This is a genomic window from Desemzia sp. FAM 23990 (genome assembly GCF_045528485.1).
In the GTDB taxonomy this organism is placed as follows: domain Bacteria; phylum Bacillota; class Bacilli; order Lactobacillales; family Carnobacteriaceae; genus Desemzia.
Genome location: NZ_JBGQQW010000035.1, coordinates 18,898 through 34,540, shown reverse-complemented (window position 1 = coordinate 34,540; position 15,643 = coordinate 18,898). Strand labels below are relative to the sequence as shown.

The window sequence follows — 15,643 nt, the reverse complement described above, 5'->3', positions numbered from 1 at the left end:
GTTCAGCCCAAGGGATCCATTCCGCTTTTTCAATCCATCTATTTTTCGGGTTCATTTTTAGTCCCATTGGTTGGTTGAAGTCTTCGAAAGCGATTTGTGAATACGGTTGTGATTTATACATGTTTCTATCCTCATTTCAGTAAAAGTGCAAGGTTTTGTTTAACATCCTATAAAAACCCTTGCATCTATTATATCAATCATTAGTTGTAAAAGGCAGCAGAATAAGCATAGTTTATTATTCAGTAGACATTACCTAGTAAAGACGAACAACAAATAATTGGTAACTTTTTCAAACAATTAGACGATACTATCGTTCTAAATCAGGATAAATTAGAAAAACTAAATCAAATAAAAGAAGTCTATTTGCGAAAACTATTTATTTAAAATAATTACTCCCATCACAAAGTTGAAATAATTATTTCAACTTTGTGATCTGTTATTTTAATAACTATATTTAAAACAAAATAGCTAAGTGTCTCATTACTTTGTCATTATCTTGGTTTTCTAATTCTTGTATAATATGCAAATAAGTTTCTTGAGTAGTTGTCATGCTAGAATGCCCTAAACGACTAGCAACGCTTGCAATCGTTACCCCAGCAAATAACAACAGAGAAGCATGTGTATGGCGTAATCCGTGTATGGTGATAATCGGGACCTCAGCTTTTAAACAAAGAGCTTTTAATCGATTATTTATCGTAGAATTAAATACTCTACTTTTTACAAATATGGGTTGATTTGGAGCTATGTTTTTAATCAATTGAGAAAATTGCATAGCGGTTTGCCAATCAATTTGTATTTTTCTTATAGATGATTTATTTTTTGTTGGTTGAAAGCCTCCGTTTGCATTTTTATAGTTCCAGGTCTTGTTGATAATTATTTGTTGTTTTGAAAAATCAAAATCATTCGGTGTTAATGCTAAGGCTTCAGAAAATCGGAGGCCAGTTTTCGTGACTAAAAGAATGTACCAATCCCAACTAATTTCTTCCGATAAGTCTAATTGTTTTAATAATGCTTGGACCTCAAATTGGTTTATGAATTTTGGTTTCTTTTCTGTTGGCTTTTTTCCTTTGATAATTATTTTTCTAGTGGGATTAACTTCTAACAAGCCTTCATCAACCGCATCTAAAATGGCTCCTTTTAATTGATGGTGGAAATCCATGGTTGTTTGTTTTTCGTGAGTTAAAGCATATTCATTTAGAAGCTTTTGATATTCTTTTCTGCTTAAATCTTTCAACTTTAAATCAGGAACTAATTCAGTAACTTTTTGCAAGGTCATATAATATTTTCTTAAGGTAACTGCGCGAACAGCATCTGTCTTATATAAATGAATCCACTCTTCAAAATATTTATGCAACAATTGTCCGGATTTCTTTTTTCTCACCATAGTAAAACCTCCTAATAATTTTTTGATGAAAGAATCATCAATTCTATTATTAAGAGGTTTTATATTTTTGTATAGTTTAAACAAATATTTTTTGAAGATAACTTTTCTTTATATCTTGAAGAGTTGAAACTTTTTTTGATGAAGATTAATAGCATTATCAATTTTTTTGAAGAATGCGCCTAATTTTATTTGTTCTTCTTTCTGTAAAGGAATAAAAAATTCAAACGAGTCAATTTCTTTAGATGAAATATTTGGTTGAGCCCCGGCAACTAAAACGGATTTTAATTGGTTAGTAAATAATTGTGATTTTACGATTGTAGATATAAATGTGTAGTCTATAATTTCTGTTTTTCTAAAATAGCCGACTCGCTGATTTTGATAAATCTTTTGATTATAAGGATTAACGAGTATTGATACTTTTCCGGTGGTTGCTCCTGACATAGCTAGAATTGCTGCTTTATCAGGTAAAAGGAAATTACCATCATTTTCCTGTTCTTGATAAAAAGCATAATCTCCACCAACAGTCTCATTTGATAAAATATTAGAAATTCTTATTATTGGAATTCCTTTTTTTACAAATTTTTTACTTTGAAAAGCAAAACCTCCTCTTAATGGAGCTATACCACCTAACTTACGCTTCTTCCAGGCTAATGAGAAGTTCGCAAATCGCAACTTTGGTGTTTTTTCATCTTTTTGTGGAAACATCAATTGTAAATAGCCTTTCTTCAGTTGCTTTAGTTTCTCCAGTTTTCTTTGATGAAGAGCGATAGTGTCGTCAAGCTGTTTAAAAAAGATTCCAATTTTGGTTTGCTCTTTAATTATGGGTAACAATATATCTTGATTTTTTACTAATTCAGAATTTAAGTTAACTTGGCTTCCGGGTTGACCATACTTTTGCCACTTTGGTCTAAACATTTCTAACCATTGAAACATAAATTCCTTATTAAAACTTGGATTGATGAATATCAAAAAACCATCATGAACGCCGGATTTCACATAATTTATAACTGGTTTTCCAACAGTAGCAGCAATACTTAATAACAAATGGGATTCCGTTAATACCCGAGTTTTTTCTTCTCCTGCTTTTGAAATTTTTTGCTCAAGGTTATAAATTCTTCCATTTTGTTTAGTAACGTCTGAAATTCTTAACCATCCAATATCCGAATTACTATCAAACCATTTTGGATTTTGAATTGGACGCGGGGAAGCACCTCTTACTATCTCAGCTAACTCTCCCAACTTACGCTGTTCCCAATCATCAAAATTAATACCTATCAATGTAATTTTGCATGTTATACTAAATAATAAGAATACATACTAGATAATTTTTTATGGGGTGAGTAAAAGATGGTAAATAAGTTCACAACAGAATCAGAACTAGAAAGAAATTTAATTAATCAATTAACTAATGGAATCTCTCAATGGACTTATCGTAAGGATTTAAATACCGAAGAGAAGTTATGGGAGAACTTTAAAGATAAGTTAGAAAATAATAATAAAGATGTGTTAAATGAAGTAAATTTAACCGCACAAGAATTTCGTCAAATACAAAATCAATTGAACTTCGCAAACTTTTATGATGCGGCTAAATGGCTTTCAGGGGAAAACGGAGTTGCTAAAGTACAAGTCCAAAGAGAGGATGCGTCACTTGGAACAATCCGCTTAAAAGTGCTGAATCGAGCAGATATTGCTGGTGGGATGTCTTCATATGAGGTAATCAATCAATTCATCAGTTTTAAACAAGACTCTGATCAAAGAGATCGCAGGTTTGATGTCACCTTACTTATTAATGGCTTACCAATGATACATATAGAACTAAAAAATAGAGCGCATTCTTATATGGATGCGTTCAGACAAATTAAAAAATACTTAGTACAAGGCAAGTTCACGGGCATTTTCTCAGCACTGCAAATGTTTGTGATTTCTAACGGTAGCGACACTCGTTACATTGCTGCAGCAACAGATACAAATTTAAAAGAACCTTTTCTAGCTAAATGGGTAGATGGCACTAATCAACCGATAACCAATTATCTTGAATTTGCTCAACAAGTATTATCTATACCTCAAGCACATAAGATGGTCACTCAATACACCGTTATTGACAGCAAACGTAAAGGGTTAATTTTGTTGAGACCCTATCAAATTCATGCCATTGAAGCTGTGAAGGCCGCTTCAAGAAGACAGGAGTCTGGTTACGTTTGGCATACGACAGGCTCGGGTAAGACGTTGACTTCATATAAAGTAGCACGTAATTTATTGCAGATTCCTTCTTTAGACAAGACTATATTTATTGTTGACAGAGTAGATTTAGATCAACAAACGACAGCGTCTTTTTCTTCTTATGCAGAACATGATGTGATTGACATTGATGAGACAGATAATGTAACTGAATTGGTTAATAAACTATTGTCTAAAGAAAGAACAGTTGTGGTCACCACAATTCAAAAATTAAATCATGTTATGAAACGATATGAAGGTAAAGAAGAATCAAATAAATACAAAAAACTAACTCAAGTGAAAATGGCTTTTGTAGTAGATGAGTGTCATAGAGCTGTTTCTCCTCAAAAGAAACAAGAAATTGAGCGCTTTTTCCGTCGTTCATTGTGGTATGGGTTTACAGGAACACCTATTTTCGCAGAAAATGCGAAAGCGGCTTTAGGTAATTTGGCACGTACAACAGAAGAATTATACGGGAAACGATTGCATGAATACACCGTCAAAGAAGCTATTCATGATAAAGCAGTCTTAGGATTTCAAGTAGAGTATAAGAGCACCTTCTCTGATTACGAGTTGGATATGCTGCTAAAAGAGTTGAATCCAGATGTAGAACTTTCTACAATGACAACCCTAGAAAAAGAAGCCTTGATTCCCAAGCAAGTGTACCAAGATGAAAAACACATGCTTGAAGTAATCCATTCTATTATCAATAAATCTCAATCTAAGCTAGGTTTCCCTAATGGAGTTGGAAATACTTACAATGCAATTTTAACGACATCATCTATTTCCCAAGCACAAAGATACTATGACTTGTTTAAAAAAGTCGTGGATGACCAAACAGATGTAAAATTCGGAGAACGTACAAAAAGTGTATTGCCAGATTTTCCAAGAATAGCCATTACTTATTCTATCTCAGAAAACGAAGAAGCTTCTGTAGAAAACCAAGAAAAGATGGCAGAATCGATCAAAGATTACAATAAAATGTTCCATACAAATTATTCTGTAGCAGAAATGAAAGCATACAATCGAAATGTAAACGATCGCCTGGCAAGAAAACAAGAGAAATATAAGTTCCGAAAAGAACAATTAGATCTTGTGATTGTCGTAGATCGTTTATTGACTGGTTTTGATGCTCCAGGTCTGTCTACATTATTTATTGATCGACCACCGATGAAACCTCATGATATCATTCAAGCTTTTTCGCGAACGAATCGCTTGTTTGATAATTCTAAACATTATGGGCAAATTGTTACTTTCCAAACTCCAAAAATCTTTGAGGAGAAGGTAACAGAGGCTCTAATTTTGTATTCAAATGGGGGAGAGAATGAGGTTTTAGCTCCAACTTGGGAAGAGGCTAAAAAAACTTTTCAAGAAGCCGCTCATGAGTTGCGTATGATTGCTGAAACTCCTGAAGAAGTGGATGTGGATGATTCAAATATTTCTGCTTTGAAAAAATTTGCTAAGGCATTTCAAGTTTTTGACCGTTCTCTAGCTGCGATTAAAGTTTACTCTGAATTTGAACCTGAATTATTAGAAGATCAATATGGGTTAACCAATGAAGTGATTGAAGAATATCATGGTAAATATGTAAATGTGATAGAATTTCTCAAGACACCTCCAACAGGTGAAATTGATCCACCAGAATTAGAGATAGATATAGAATATGAACTAGAGTCTGTTAGAACGGACGAAATCAACTATGAATATATTCTGATATTAATTCAAGCATTTGTTCCTAATGATAACGACAGTTCAAAAGTTAAAGAGTTCAAACAAAACTCAAATGAAGTTGATTCATATATTAGTGATTTAGGTAGAGGAAATCCAAAACTAGCAGAATTGATGAAAAAACTTTGGAACGATATTCAAGAAAATCCTGATAATTATCGTGGAGCACAAGTTTCGACATTGTTGGAAGATATGATTCAAGAGACTACTCAATCGTTAGTAAAAGAATTTTCTGATAAAATGGGATTGAAATCCAATGAATTTCAATATGTAGTAGAAAATTATAATCCGTCAAAGCCACGACAAAATGGGGAGCATGAACTGAAGCGAACGAGTGATTATGAAACCTATAAACAGCACTCAGAAAAACCGGTAAGAAGGTTAACTTATTGGAAAGAAGTCAGAGAACAATTTACTGACTTGATTGAAGAGGAAATCTTACCACTACAGAATAGATAATTTATAGCAAAGAACAAAATTTAAATATACTTACTTTCTTAAATAAAGTTTTATAGATGTTTCTTCGTATTATCTAGTGTAAATGAAAAACTAATAGCAATAAAAAAGTTACCATAATTTATTGTTTGAACTATTTCATCTTCAGATGGAGGTATACATTAAGTGGAGCTATTATTAACTGATGCTGAAGCATATGATTTAATTAAGCTACTGAAAAATGTAATAAAGAAGCACCGAAAGGTAATTACTTATCCTACTAATGGAACTATTCAAATAAAAAGCTTTTCAGATGATCAAAGAAAATTTGAATTAATGTATTTTCTTACTGAAACAAAAAAAACTTTTCAATTTTTAGATAAAACGACAAATCTAACACTTTTAAGAATCAACTTAAACAATGGATTCCATAAAAATGCTAATGGTGAAAGATTTAGAGGAAATCGAATTAATATTTTCTCGGAAGAAGAATTTATTTTAAAAAATGATGGACATACCCATACAAAGAGTTATCCTTTACCATACAGGTCAATTACAAATACCACTGATGTATTTGTAATACTAAAGAACATTCTGGAGTATGCCAATATCCAAAATAAAGAAATGATTCAACTAACTGTTCAAGATGGTTTTGATATATAATAAGGGAGAGGAGGTGCTGTTTTTGAAAGCAAACGATATGGCTTTAAACTACTTTGATTGGGTGAAAAATAATCATCAGTTTCAAGATGTTAATAATAATACCATCGAAGTGCAGACACCTTTTCTCGACAACTTTGGTGATAATATTTCCTTGGTTATTACAAAAGATGGTTCGAATTTCAAAATTACAGATGAAAGTTATACTATTTGGAATTTAAAGTCTAATGGAATAGATTTAATGAAGAATACTACGTTAAGAAATCAATTAATGCATTCAATTATTGATTTCGATTCCGCTAATCTGAGTACGAATAATGAAATCATTAAAGTATCAGATGAAAAAAACTTAAATCAGTCTATACATGAAATGACTCAAACTTTATTAAGATTATCCGATTTGTCTTTTACTCACAGTAGTAGAATAAAAACAATATTTTATCAAGAAGTGTTAGATTACTTTTCAGAAAATAAAGTGCAGTATAATTACTTTCCAAATTTCTATATAACGGGAAAGTCACAACTAAAACATAAGATTGATTATCTTTTTTTTAATAAAGACCGAGAAAGAAAATTAGTGAAAGTGCAAAATTCACTCAATAAAAATAGTGTGGATTCAGTTTTAATAAGTTGGTTAGATACCTCTTCGTATAGAGCTGCTAATTATGGTGAGAATACTACACTTGATGTAATTGTGAGTGGAGAAAATTATAGTAATGTTAAAGAAGAATTTATACAGGCTCTTAATGAATATAATATTGGAGTAGTCAACTTTGACAATAAAGAAGAGTTGCAGAGAAAATTCGCTTAAAAATGCCTGAGTTTTTAACTTTACGTAATAAGCTTAAGAGATAAAGCAACCAACAAAAAAATATGTGAAAAGCCATCGAGTGACAAATAACACTCGGTGGCTTTATTACATTTATTTCCCGTGACAATGTTTGTATTTCTTACCGCTGCCACAAGGACATGGCTCATTTCGGCCAACTTTTTTTACTTGGATAGGTTCTTGCTTTCCAACGTTTTTATTTGTAAAAGAAACAACGTTATTAGGAACAGAGGACGATGTATTATAATTTTTAGTTAGTTCTCTTGGCGTATGACCTCGGTTGGACCATTTGCGCGAATGGTTGTTTAAGTTTTGATATAGATGGCTAAATTCTTCTACGTCTTCCAAGCTATCAAAAAGAATGCCAAACTGAGTATCTAGTTCTTGAACTAGATCTCGCATGCCTAAATCGAGTTTAATATGAACCATAATCACATCCATGATATCTACAAGTTTTTCTGAACTTATTTTTTTAGCGAAAAATCGTTTCATTTTCTTGTATTGAGCCGTTCGCTCGTCAAATTCGTGTTTAGCAAAATAGTGGATATCAACTTTTGTTGGTTGGTAATAATCGTGGTGTGAAGACCTTGACATGAAAAGGGGTACTTCATTTTCATCCATAACAGAATTGTCAAAGATGTGTTCCAGACTATCTGTAATGCTTAGTCGCTCATTAAACCAAGCTAACCCAATTAATTCAAGCAATAATTCATCGAGTTCTAATGGATATTGTTTGTTGTGTTGACGCCACACTTGTAAGAAAAATTCTGTTTCAAAAGCTCCGTACAGGTTCATAAAAGATTCTGCATATTCACGAAGTAGACTTTTTCTTTTATTTTCTTCTTTAAAATCAGAATCATCAATAAAGTTTTGCAGCATGTCTTTGGTCTCATTTGGCAATACTAAGGTGTAAGTATTCTCGTAATAAAATAAGAAGACCCACCGAAAATAAATTAAATCAAATAAGTCCGGATTTTTACGGGCGAAGGGAATGAAATCGATATCTTTTGGACCATTCATTAGTTCTTTTAAGAGTTGAATATTTTCTTTTGGTTGAAAAGATAATCGATGTTGGCTTTTAAGAGATAGCTCTTCAAAGAAATCTTCAGCAATCACAGTTTTTGTCTTACTGCGGCGCACTTTATAACGAAGGTCAGTGGCTATTGCAATCATATCTTCTTTTGAATAAGTTGTTAGGCATTCCGTAAATGAAAAGACTGGTTTATGCAAAACAAGGATATGTCCATATAGTTCGTCCCGCATTTCTGGTGTAAGTTCTTCAGGCATTTGGTGTGTCTCCTTTGTTTTAATAATCGTATTTTTACAGACATTTATATGTGCCTTCTAATTCAGTGAGCGTTGGCAATTTATGACCACGAGTTAAATTATTCTCTTGAATATAGGTATTGATTTTATTAGCAACTTCATGGTGTTTATTCATTACTTTTGCTCCTTTTACTAAAAGTATAACATATCTTGATTTATCGATGCATTGACAAATTTTACGGGTATAATTTATTATGTGGTTATACTCACCTAAATTTCATGAAAAGAAGCAAAGACGGAAAAATCCGTTTCTATGTGTTGTGCTAACTCGTCTGGGATTAATATCAAAAGAAGCAATAGGAATAACTGTAACTATTAAAAATAGGAGGCTATTAAAATGTCTAAATTTCCAAAAGATTTCTTATGGGGCGGAGCATTAGCAGCCCACCAATTCGAAGGTGGCTGGGATCAAGGTGGTAAAGGGCCAAGTGTCGCTGATGTGATGACTGCTGGTGCAGCTGGTAAGCCACGCGAAATCACAAAAACGGTTGAAGAAGGCAAGTTTTATCCGAATCATGAAGCGATCGATTTTTACAATCGTTACAAAGAAGATGTGGCGTTGTTTGCTGAAATGGGATTGAACAGTTTACGTACATCTATCAACTGGACGCGTATTTTCCCGAAAGGCGACGAAGCTGAGCCAAATGAAGCTGGACTTCAATTTTACGATGATTTATTTGATGAATTATTGAAAAATGGTATTGAGCCGGTCATTACGCTGACTCACTTTGAAATGCCGCTGCACTTAGCACAAAACTATGGTGGATTTAGAAACCGTAAAGTAGTGGATTTCTTTGTTAAATTTGCCGAAGTGGTTTTCAAGCGTTACAAAAACAAAGTGAAATACTGGATGACATTTAATGAAATCAACAATATGATGGATTACACAAACCCGATTTTCTTATGGACAAATGTAGGGGTTCAAGTTGAAGAAGGCGAAAACGCTAAAGAAGTGATGTATACTGCAGCGCACCATGTGTTGTTGGCAAGTGCTCTATCAGTGAAAATCGGTCACGAAATCAATCCTGATTTCCAAATTGGGGCAATGGTGTCTCATGTACCGATCTATCCATTAACTGCTCATCCAGAAGATGCTATGTTGGCTGAAGAATCAATGCATTTGCGTTATTTCTTCCCGGATGTACAAGTACGCGGGTATTATCCAAACTATACGCTGAAGGAATTTGATCGTGAAGGCTTGAATATACCTATTCAAGAAGGTGACGATGAAATATTAGCACAAGGTAAAGTGGACTATCTAGGGTTCAGCTATTACATGTCTAATGTGGTGGATCATAAAGATGAAAATAACGATGATGAGGCTGCTAACGTGCATGGTAAGATTCCTTATCAAGTAGACAACCCATATCTAAAAGCTAGTGATTGGGGTTGGACGATTGATCCGGTAGGTTTGCGTTACACGTTGAATCGTTTCTGGGATCGTTATCAAATTCCGCTATTCATTGTAGAAAACGGGTTTGGTGCGATTGATATTGTCGAAGAAGACGGCAGCATCCACGATGAAGCTCGTATTTCTTATTTGCGTGAACACATCAAACAAATGGGCATCGCGATAGATCACGACGGTGTTGAACTAATGGGGTATACACCTTGGGGCATCATTGATATCGTTTCTTTCACTACTGGAGAAATGAAAAAACGTTACGGTATGATTTATGTAGACCGTGATAACGAAGGCAACGGAACGATGGAACGAAGCAAGAAAGATTCGTTTGACTGGTATAAAAAAGTCATCGAAACAAATGGAGAACAATTGTAATGAAAAGTTTGACTCTCTCATTGTTGTATATTCAGCAATGAGAGAGTTTTTTCTTTTTTTCCTAATTTGAGAGTAGGGAGACTAGTCTTTGAACAGAGGGAGAGTCAATGTCAGATCGGACTGTCCGTTAAGTTTTAAAATATTATCCGTATACCGTAGCAAAAATCCTCTAGAATACTCTTTAATGGCTTGATAAGCAGATGTCTGTTTCATCAGTTCAGCTTCAGCGGAACTGATTTGAGAAGATTCTCCGCTAAAAAAGAGGCGATTGTTTTCACCGACAAAGGTGCCCACTTCATCAGGATTGGTTTTGTCATACCATTGTTCTTCGATTATCTGCCGCAATCCCATATCGATACCGTCCTTAACAAATAAAGAAGTAGCGTAGTCTGCATAATGCAACAGCTGCTCATCCGTTTGGTTCGTTTCAGCAGCCCAGCTGTCTACGTCTAAAGTGCTTTTCTGGTAATTCAGTTGTTTGCTATCAATCGTGATCTGCCCAATACTGGGTGTCATAATGGAAAAAGCAGCTGTAGTGATATCGTATGAAGTCTCTTCTTTGCTGGCGATATCTTGGACATGTGTGTGACCAGAAAAAGACACGTATACTTCATACTTGGTAAATAACTCTTGAACAACTTGTGCGTTATCCAACGTAAATCCGTTTGTCATAAAGTCGTTGTGCTCCAGTAAATTATGGTGCAACACAGGCAAGATAGTTTTACCAGTCTCTTTGGCTTCTTTCAAGACTGTTTCCATCCAAACCAATGTTTCTTCTTTTAACAACCCATTTGAAGGAGGGGCGCCTTTTCCTTCTGACTGGGAATAAACATTGGTGTCCAGCATCAATAGAATCAAATCAGTATACGGTTGCACGGCATAACTTAAAGAATGTTCGTCTACCGAAAAAGCCTCGGTATACCCCATGTCACTAAAAATCGTTTGAAAGTCTTGCGGCAATATTTGGGTTGTCTTTTCTTGACTGTCTCCATTGAATTTTCTGGCCCAGCCATTTGAGATATCATGATTGCCGGGAATGACGTAGACTTGTGTCCCCAATTCTTCTATTTGATGAAAATAATCTGCTAAGTCCAATGCGCTTTGTTTTTCTCCGTTTAAGGTCAAATCGCCACTGACGATCAGTAGTTTCGGTCGTTCTTTTTCTATTTGCCATACAAGTGCTTCCATTCGTTCTGTTGGGTAATCCAGTTCTTTTCCAGCTGATGTTTGTTGGATGTAGTCAAAATTTTCTCCATTATCAAACAGAGAAGGTGATAAGTAATGCACATCAGTGATTATCCAAATAGAATCTGTTTTAGAAATAGCTTCAGTTGGCATAAGCGGATCGCGTTTCAGTTCAGTCGATTCAATGGATTGTCCCATACCAAAGACAAATACCAGTACACCAGTCAGAAACAGAATGATTCCGGCTATTGTTTTCTTTTTCATAGCGAGCTCCTCTTGAGACCGTAGTTTGTTTGTTCATTATAATACAAATAGTGAAGACTCACTAGTGTATGATAGAGATTAAAACAAGTTCTATCTCAGACGGTAGTCCAAAAGACACTTTTAGTGTAAAATAGAATGGAGTGTTTTAAGGAGGCTGGAAGTATGGATTTAAATCAAAAAGCCTTGGCGTTATGGAATGACGGCAAAGCTGCTGAAGCTTTAGAACTCTTATTCAGAGCGATTGATGAAGAACCAAATGAAAAAGAAGGCTATTATAATCTGATCAGTTTATTGATTGCTGCTAAAAAGTTTGCAGATGCGAAAGCTGTCTTGGAGATGGCGGATGAAAAATTTGCCGCAGAGGAGTCATTTCTATATGCTTATGGAAATTGGCACTATCAGCAACAGCACTATACTGAAGCATTGAACAATTACTTATCCGTGTTCCAGCAACAAAAGAGTATTTTTAAAGGAGAAGCTGCTGCTATGATCGGGCAGTGTTATCTAGCTTTACACCAACCGAAATTAGCGTTAGCCTATTTGTTGGAAGCAGAAGTCCATCATCCAGAAGATACGATGATCTTGCTAATGATTGGAAATAGTTTGTTGCAGACAGAATCGTTTTTAGATGCAGAGAGCTATTTTGACAAAGTGATCGCATTGGATGAAAAAAATGCAGAAGCGTGGTTCAAAAAAGGATTAGCTAAAAGAGTCCTGCAGCAAGACCCTAAAGAGGGGAAAGATTGTTTGCAAAAAGCCAAACAATTGGATCCGAAACAGTTTTTGACTTATGCGCAGCAATTAAAAGAAATTGAATCAGTTGTCACTAAAAAAGAAGAGTAGCACGAAAATAAGAGCGTTGGGTAAGACGTGTGAGCTGCCTTACCCAACGCGTTTAAGAAACACGCAGAAAAGGGTGGAGAGAATTTGGATTTTCAAGAAGAGTTATTTGATGCAACAACAGAACCATATATCGTTGGGGGAGTTAAAGCGATCTTTTTTCAAAATCCGTCCAATTTTTATAAAGTGCTGTTGATTCAAATTACCGAAACCAATAGTGACTACAAAGAACAAGAAGTCGTGATTACCGGAAATTTTGGTCAGATCCAGGAAGAAGAAGTGTACCGTTTTTATGGGAAGTTAGTGGACCATCCTAAGTTTGGTGTGCAGTTTACTTCCAGCCGGTACCATCAAGAGAAACCAACTTCAGCTGAAGGAGTCATTGCCTATCTATCAAGCGATAAATTCCCTGGTATTGGAGAAAAAACGGCTGAAGCAATCGTGGATGCGTTGGGTGAGGAAGCGATTGATCGGATCAACGCAGATCCGAATGTCTTAGAACAGATTACTCAACTCAATCAAAAAAAACGCGATACGATTGTAGAAGTGATTCAGCAAAATAACGGCATGGAAAAAATCATTATCGGATTGAATCAATTTGGCTTTGGTAGTCAACTGGCATACAGCATCTATCAGACCTATCAAGAACAAACCTTAGAAGTGATCCAGGAAAATCCCTATCGTTTGCTGGAAGAGGTCGAGCATGTAGGATTTAAAAAAGCCGATGCAATTGCAGAACAATTAGGGTTTAAAGCTGATTCTCCGATGCGGATCAAAGCTGCTATTATGTTTTCATTAAATGAATTGTGCATGTCTAATGGAGATACGTATACAAATGCGGAAAATTTGCTTACCAAAACAATCGAAGTCTTGGAATCCAGTCGTTCTTTCTTGATTGAGCCTGAAAGCGTGGCAGATGAAGTCCTGCATTTGATCGAAGAAAACAAGCTGATTGAAGATGAGGGTAAATTGTATATCCGATCGTTGTTTGCTGCTGAATGGGGAATAGCGACTTCGATTGAACGGTTGTTGGAAAGCAAATCAAAAATCAATTACACCCAAGATATTGAAAAAGAAATCGCAATCGTCGAAAAAACATTTGCGATCCAATACGGCAATTCGCAAAAAGAGGCGATAAAAAAAGCGGTTCAATCTCCTGTGTTTATTTTGACGGGTGGTCCTGGGACAGGGAAGACAACCGTTTTAAATGGTATCGTGACCTTGTATGCTGAGTTAAATGGATTGTCGTTAGATGTCAATGATTATACGGAAGAGAAACCTTTTCCTATTTTGTTGGCGGCTCCTACGGGAAGAGCTGCGAAAAAGATGAATGAAGCGACCGGATTGCCGAGCAGTACCATTCATCGTTTATTAGGTTTGAATGGAACGGAAAATCCGGATAGCGAACAATCTGAAAAGGAATTGGATGGCGGATTATTGATCGTGGATGAGATGTCCATGGTGGATACTTGGCTGGCCAATCAATTGTTGAGAGCTGTTCCGAATCATATGCAGGTTTTATTTGTAGGAGATAAAGATCAATTGCCTTCTGTCGGTCCCGGCCAAGTGCTGCATGATTTACTTGCCAGCCAGAAAGTTCCGAGTATGGAGTTGAATGAGATCTACCGTCAAGGGGATGGTTCGTCGATTATCACTTTGGCGCACAATATTAAAAATGGAGAGCTGCCCAACGATTTTCAAAAACCGCAACGCGATCGATCGTTCTTCAATTGTTCCGCCTTTCAAATTGAAGAAGTGATTCGTCAAGTAGTGAGTAAAGCGAAATTAAAAGGCTTTACAGCTCAAGATATCCAAGTATTGGCGCCCATGTACCGTGGTCCAGCAGGGATTGATGCATTGAACAAAATGCTGCAAGAAATTTTTAATCCCAACGATACTGGGCGCCGAAAAGAAGTAACGTTCAACAATAAAGTCTATCGTATCGGGGATAAAGTCCTGCAATTGGTCAACTACCCGGAAATGAATGTGTTCAACGGGGATATGGGTGAAATCGTCGGGATTTCTTACGCGAAAGAAACGGAAGATAAGGTAGATGAGCTGATTTTGCGGTTTGATGCCAATGAGGTCACTTACAAACGAAATGAATGGAATAAAATCACTTTAGCTTATTGTTGTTCGATCCATAAGTCTCAAGGTAGCGAGTTTAAAATGGTTATTTTGCCAATGGTGCGCAATTATCACCGGATGCTTCGGCGAGATTTATTGTACACGGCGATTACCAGAGCCAGTGAATTGCTGATCTTGTGCGGAGAGATTCCAGCTTTTCACGAAAGTGTGATGAAATCTTCTGCCAATCGGTTGACCACGTTGAAAGAGCGTATCACGGGTGAATCAGGGGAAGAACAAGCAACGACTGAAGCTCCAAAAGTGGAAAATGCGGCCGACACTAGCGAATCAAGCAAACAAGTTGCTCCAACTTCAAGTGAAGAAACGCAAGCAGTGACCGTAGAAACAAAAGCTTCGAAGGTAGTCCTGGACTACCGCTTAACCGCCGCTAACATGAAAGAAATCGACCCCATGATCGGCATGGAAGGCATATCTCCTTATCAAATGTAATTCAAGAAAGATTCCTTTTTGAGATTGACCTCCAAAAGTTAGAGTAAAATCTAATTTTTTGGGGTTATTTTTTATGCAAGGTATAGGGAAGAGAGGAATTCAAGCTACCTTTGTTCAAGAATTTTTAAGAGTTCTTTGAGCGATTATTTATTAACGAAGAAACAAATCATCGCTGCTCGAATAGTATACGAGGGTGCTAGAGACAACTAGTAGCGCTATTGTCTTTGACTATTCTTCAAAGAAGGATTTATTTAATGTCTTCTTGATGAAGAATGGGGTTTGAACATCAAGAGTAAAACTTCCTTGATGAAGAATGAGATTTGAACATCAAGAGTAAAACTTCCTTGATGAAGAATGAGGTTTGAACATCAAGAGTAAAATTTCCTTGATGAAGAATGGGTTTTGAACATCAAGAGTA

Annotated in this window: 9 protein-coding genes and 1 pseudogene; 6 read left to right on the top strand and 4 right to left on the bottom strand. The window is 35.6% G+C overall.

All coding sequences use genetic code 11. The features are described from left to right. Nucleotides 1–454: 454 nt before the first annotated feature. Together ACEN4I_RS12470 and ACEN4I_RS12465 are read right to left on the bottom strand one after the other, a co-directional pair. On the bottom strand, nt 455–1,384 hold the full coding sequence (locus ACEN4I_RS12470) for a site-specific integrase (RefSeq protein ID WP_407101645.1): 930 nt from the start codon (nt 1,382–1,384) through the stop codon (nt 455–457). A 108-nt stretch (nt 1,385–1,492) separates the two neighbouring features. After that, nucleotides 1,493–2,623, bottom strand: a complete 1,131-nt coding sequence (locus tag ACEN4I_RS12465) for a restriction endonuclease subunit S (protein WP_407127829.1) — start codon at nt 2,621–2,623, stop codon at nt 1,493–1,495. Nucleotides 2,624–2,731: 108 nt separating this feature from the next. On the opposite strand from ACEN4I_RS12465, the gene ACEN4I_RS12460 reads away from it, so the two are divergent. The 3 genes from ACEN4I_RS12460 (at nt 2,732) to ACEN4I_RS12450 (ending at nt 7,235) form a co-directional block, all read left to right on the top strand. Beyond that, nucleotides 2,732–5,788, top strand: coding sequence for a type I restriction endonuclease subunit R (locus ACEN4I_RS12460; RefSeq protein WP_407101649.1), 3,057 nt, complete (start codon nt 2,732–2,734; stop codon nt 5,786–5,788). Nucleotides 5,789–5,950: 162 nt separating this feature from the next. After that, nucleotides 5,951–6,427 (top strand): DUF6978 family protein, encoded by a 477-nt coding sequence (locus tag ACEN4I_RS12455; protein ID WP_407101650.1) that lies wholly within the window; start codon nt 5,951–5,953, stop codon nt 6,425–6,427. A 22-nt stretch (nt 6,428–6,449) separates the two neighbouring features. Then, nucleotides 6,450–7,235 (top strand): DUF1828 domain-containing protein, encoded by a 786-nt coding sequence (locus tag ACEN4I_RS12450; protein ID WP_407101652.1) that lies wholly within the window; start codon nt 6,450–6,452, stop codon nt 7,233–7,235. A 111-nt stretch (nt 7,236–7,346) separates the two neighbouring features. On the opposite strand, the pseudogene ACEN4I_RS12445 reads toward ACEN4I_RS12450, so the two are convergent. Continuing rightward, nucleotides 7,347–7,439: pseudogene (locus ACEN4I_RS12445) on the bottom strand (SEC-C metal-binding domain-containing protein); the annotation flags it as partial. A 1,477-nt stretch (nt 7,440–8,916) separates the two neighbouring features. Between ACEN4I_RS12445 and ACEN4I_RS12440 the strand changes: the two are divergent. Further along, the gene (locus ACEN4I_RS12440; RefSeq protein WP_407101653.1) at nt 8,917–10,359 is read left to right on the top strand and encodes a 6-phospho-beta-glucosidase; all 1,443 of its coding nucleotides are present in this window, start codon (nt 8,917–8,919) and stop codon (nt 10,357–10,359) included. Nucleotides 10,360–10,440: 81 nt separating this feature from the next. Here ACEN4I_RS12440 and ACEN4I_RS12435 read toward each other — a convergent pair whose 3' ends face one another. Continuing rightward, nucleotides 10,441–11,808, bottom strand: a complete 1,368-nt coding sequence (locus tag ACEN4I_RS12435) for a metallophosphoesterase (protein WP_407101655.1) — start codon at nt 11,806–11,808, stop codon at nt 10,441–10,443. A 162-nt stretch (nt 11,809–11,970) separates the two neighbouring features. Here ACEN4I_RS12435 and ACEN4I_RS12430 point away from each other — a divergent pair, with 162 nt between their 5' ends. Continuing rightward, nucleotides 11,971–12,651, top strand: a complete 681-nt coding sequence (locus tag ACEN4I_RS12430) for a tetratricopeptide repeat protein (RefSeq protein ID WP_407101657.1) — start codon at nt 11,971–11,973, stop codon at nt 12,649–12,651. Nucleotides 12,652–12,735: 84 nt separating this feature from the next. After that, complete coding sequence (locus ACEN4I_RS12425; RefSeq protein WP_407101659.1) at nt 12,736–15,225, top strand: ATP-dependent RecD-like DNA helicase; 2,490 nt, start codon at nt 12,736–12,738, stop codon at nt 15,223–15,225. The last annotated feature ends 418 nt before the right edge of the window (nt 15,226–15,643 follow it).

What these genes read in the sequence shown, in the direction of transcription:
- ACEN4I_RS12435 (WP_407101655.1), bottom strand. Translation starts at nt 11,808, where the DNA reads ATGAAAAAGAAAACAATAGCCGGAATCATTCTGTTTCTGACTGGTGTA.
- ACEN4I_RS12470 (WP_407101645.1), bottom strand. Translation starts at nt 1,384, where the DNA reads ATGGTGAGAAAAAAGAAATCCGGACAATTGTTGCATAAATATTTTGAA.
- ACEN4I_RS12460 (WP_407101649.1), top strand. Translation starts at nt 2,732, where the DNA reads ATGGTAAATAAGTTCACAACAGAATCAGAACTAGAAAGAAATTTAATT.
- ACEN4I_RS12430 (WP_407101657.1), top strand. Translation starts at nt 11,971, where the DNA reads ATGGATTTAAATCAAAAAGCCTTGGCGTTATGGAATGACGGCAAAGCT.
- ACEN4I_RS12440 (WP_407101653.1), top strand. Translation starts at nt 8,917, where the DNA reads ATGTCTAAATTTCCAAAAGATTTCTTATGGGGCGGAGCATTAGCAGCC.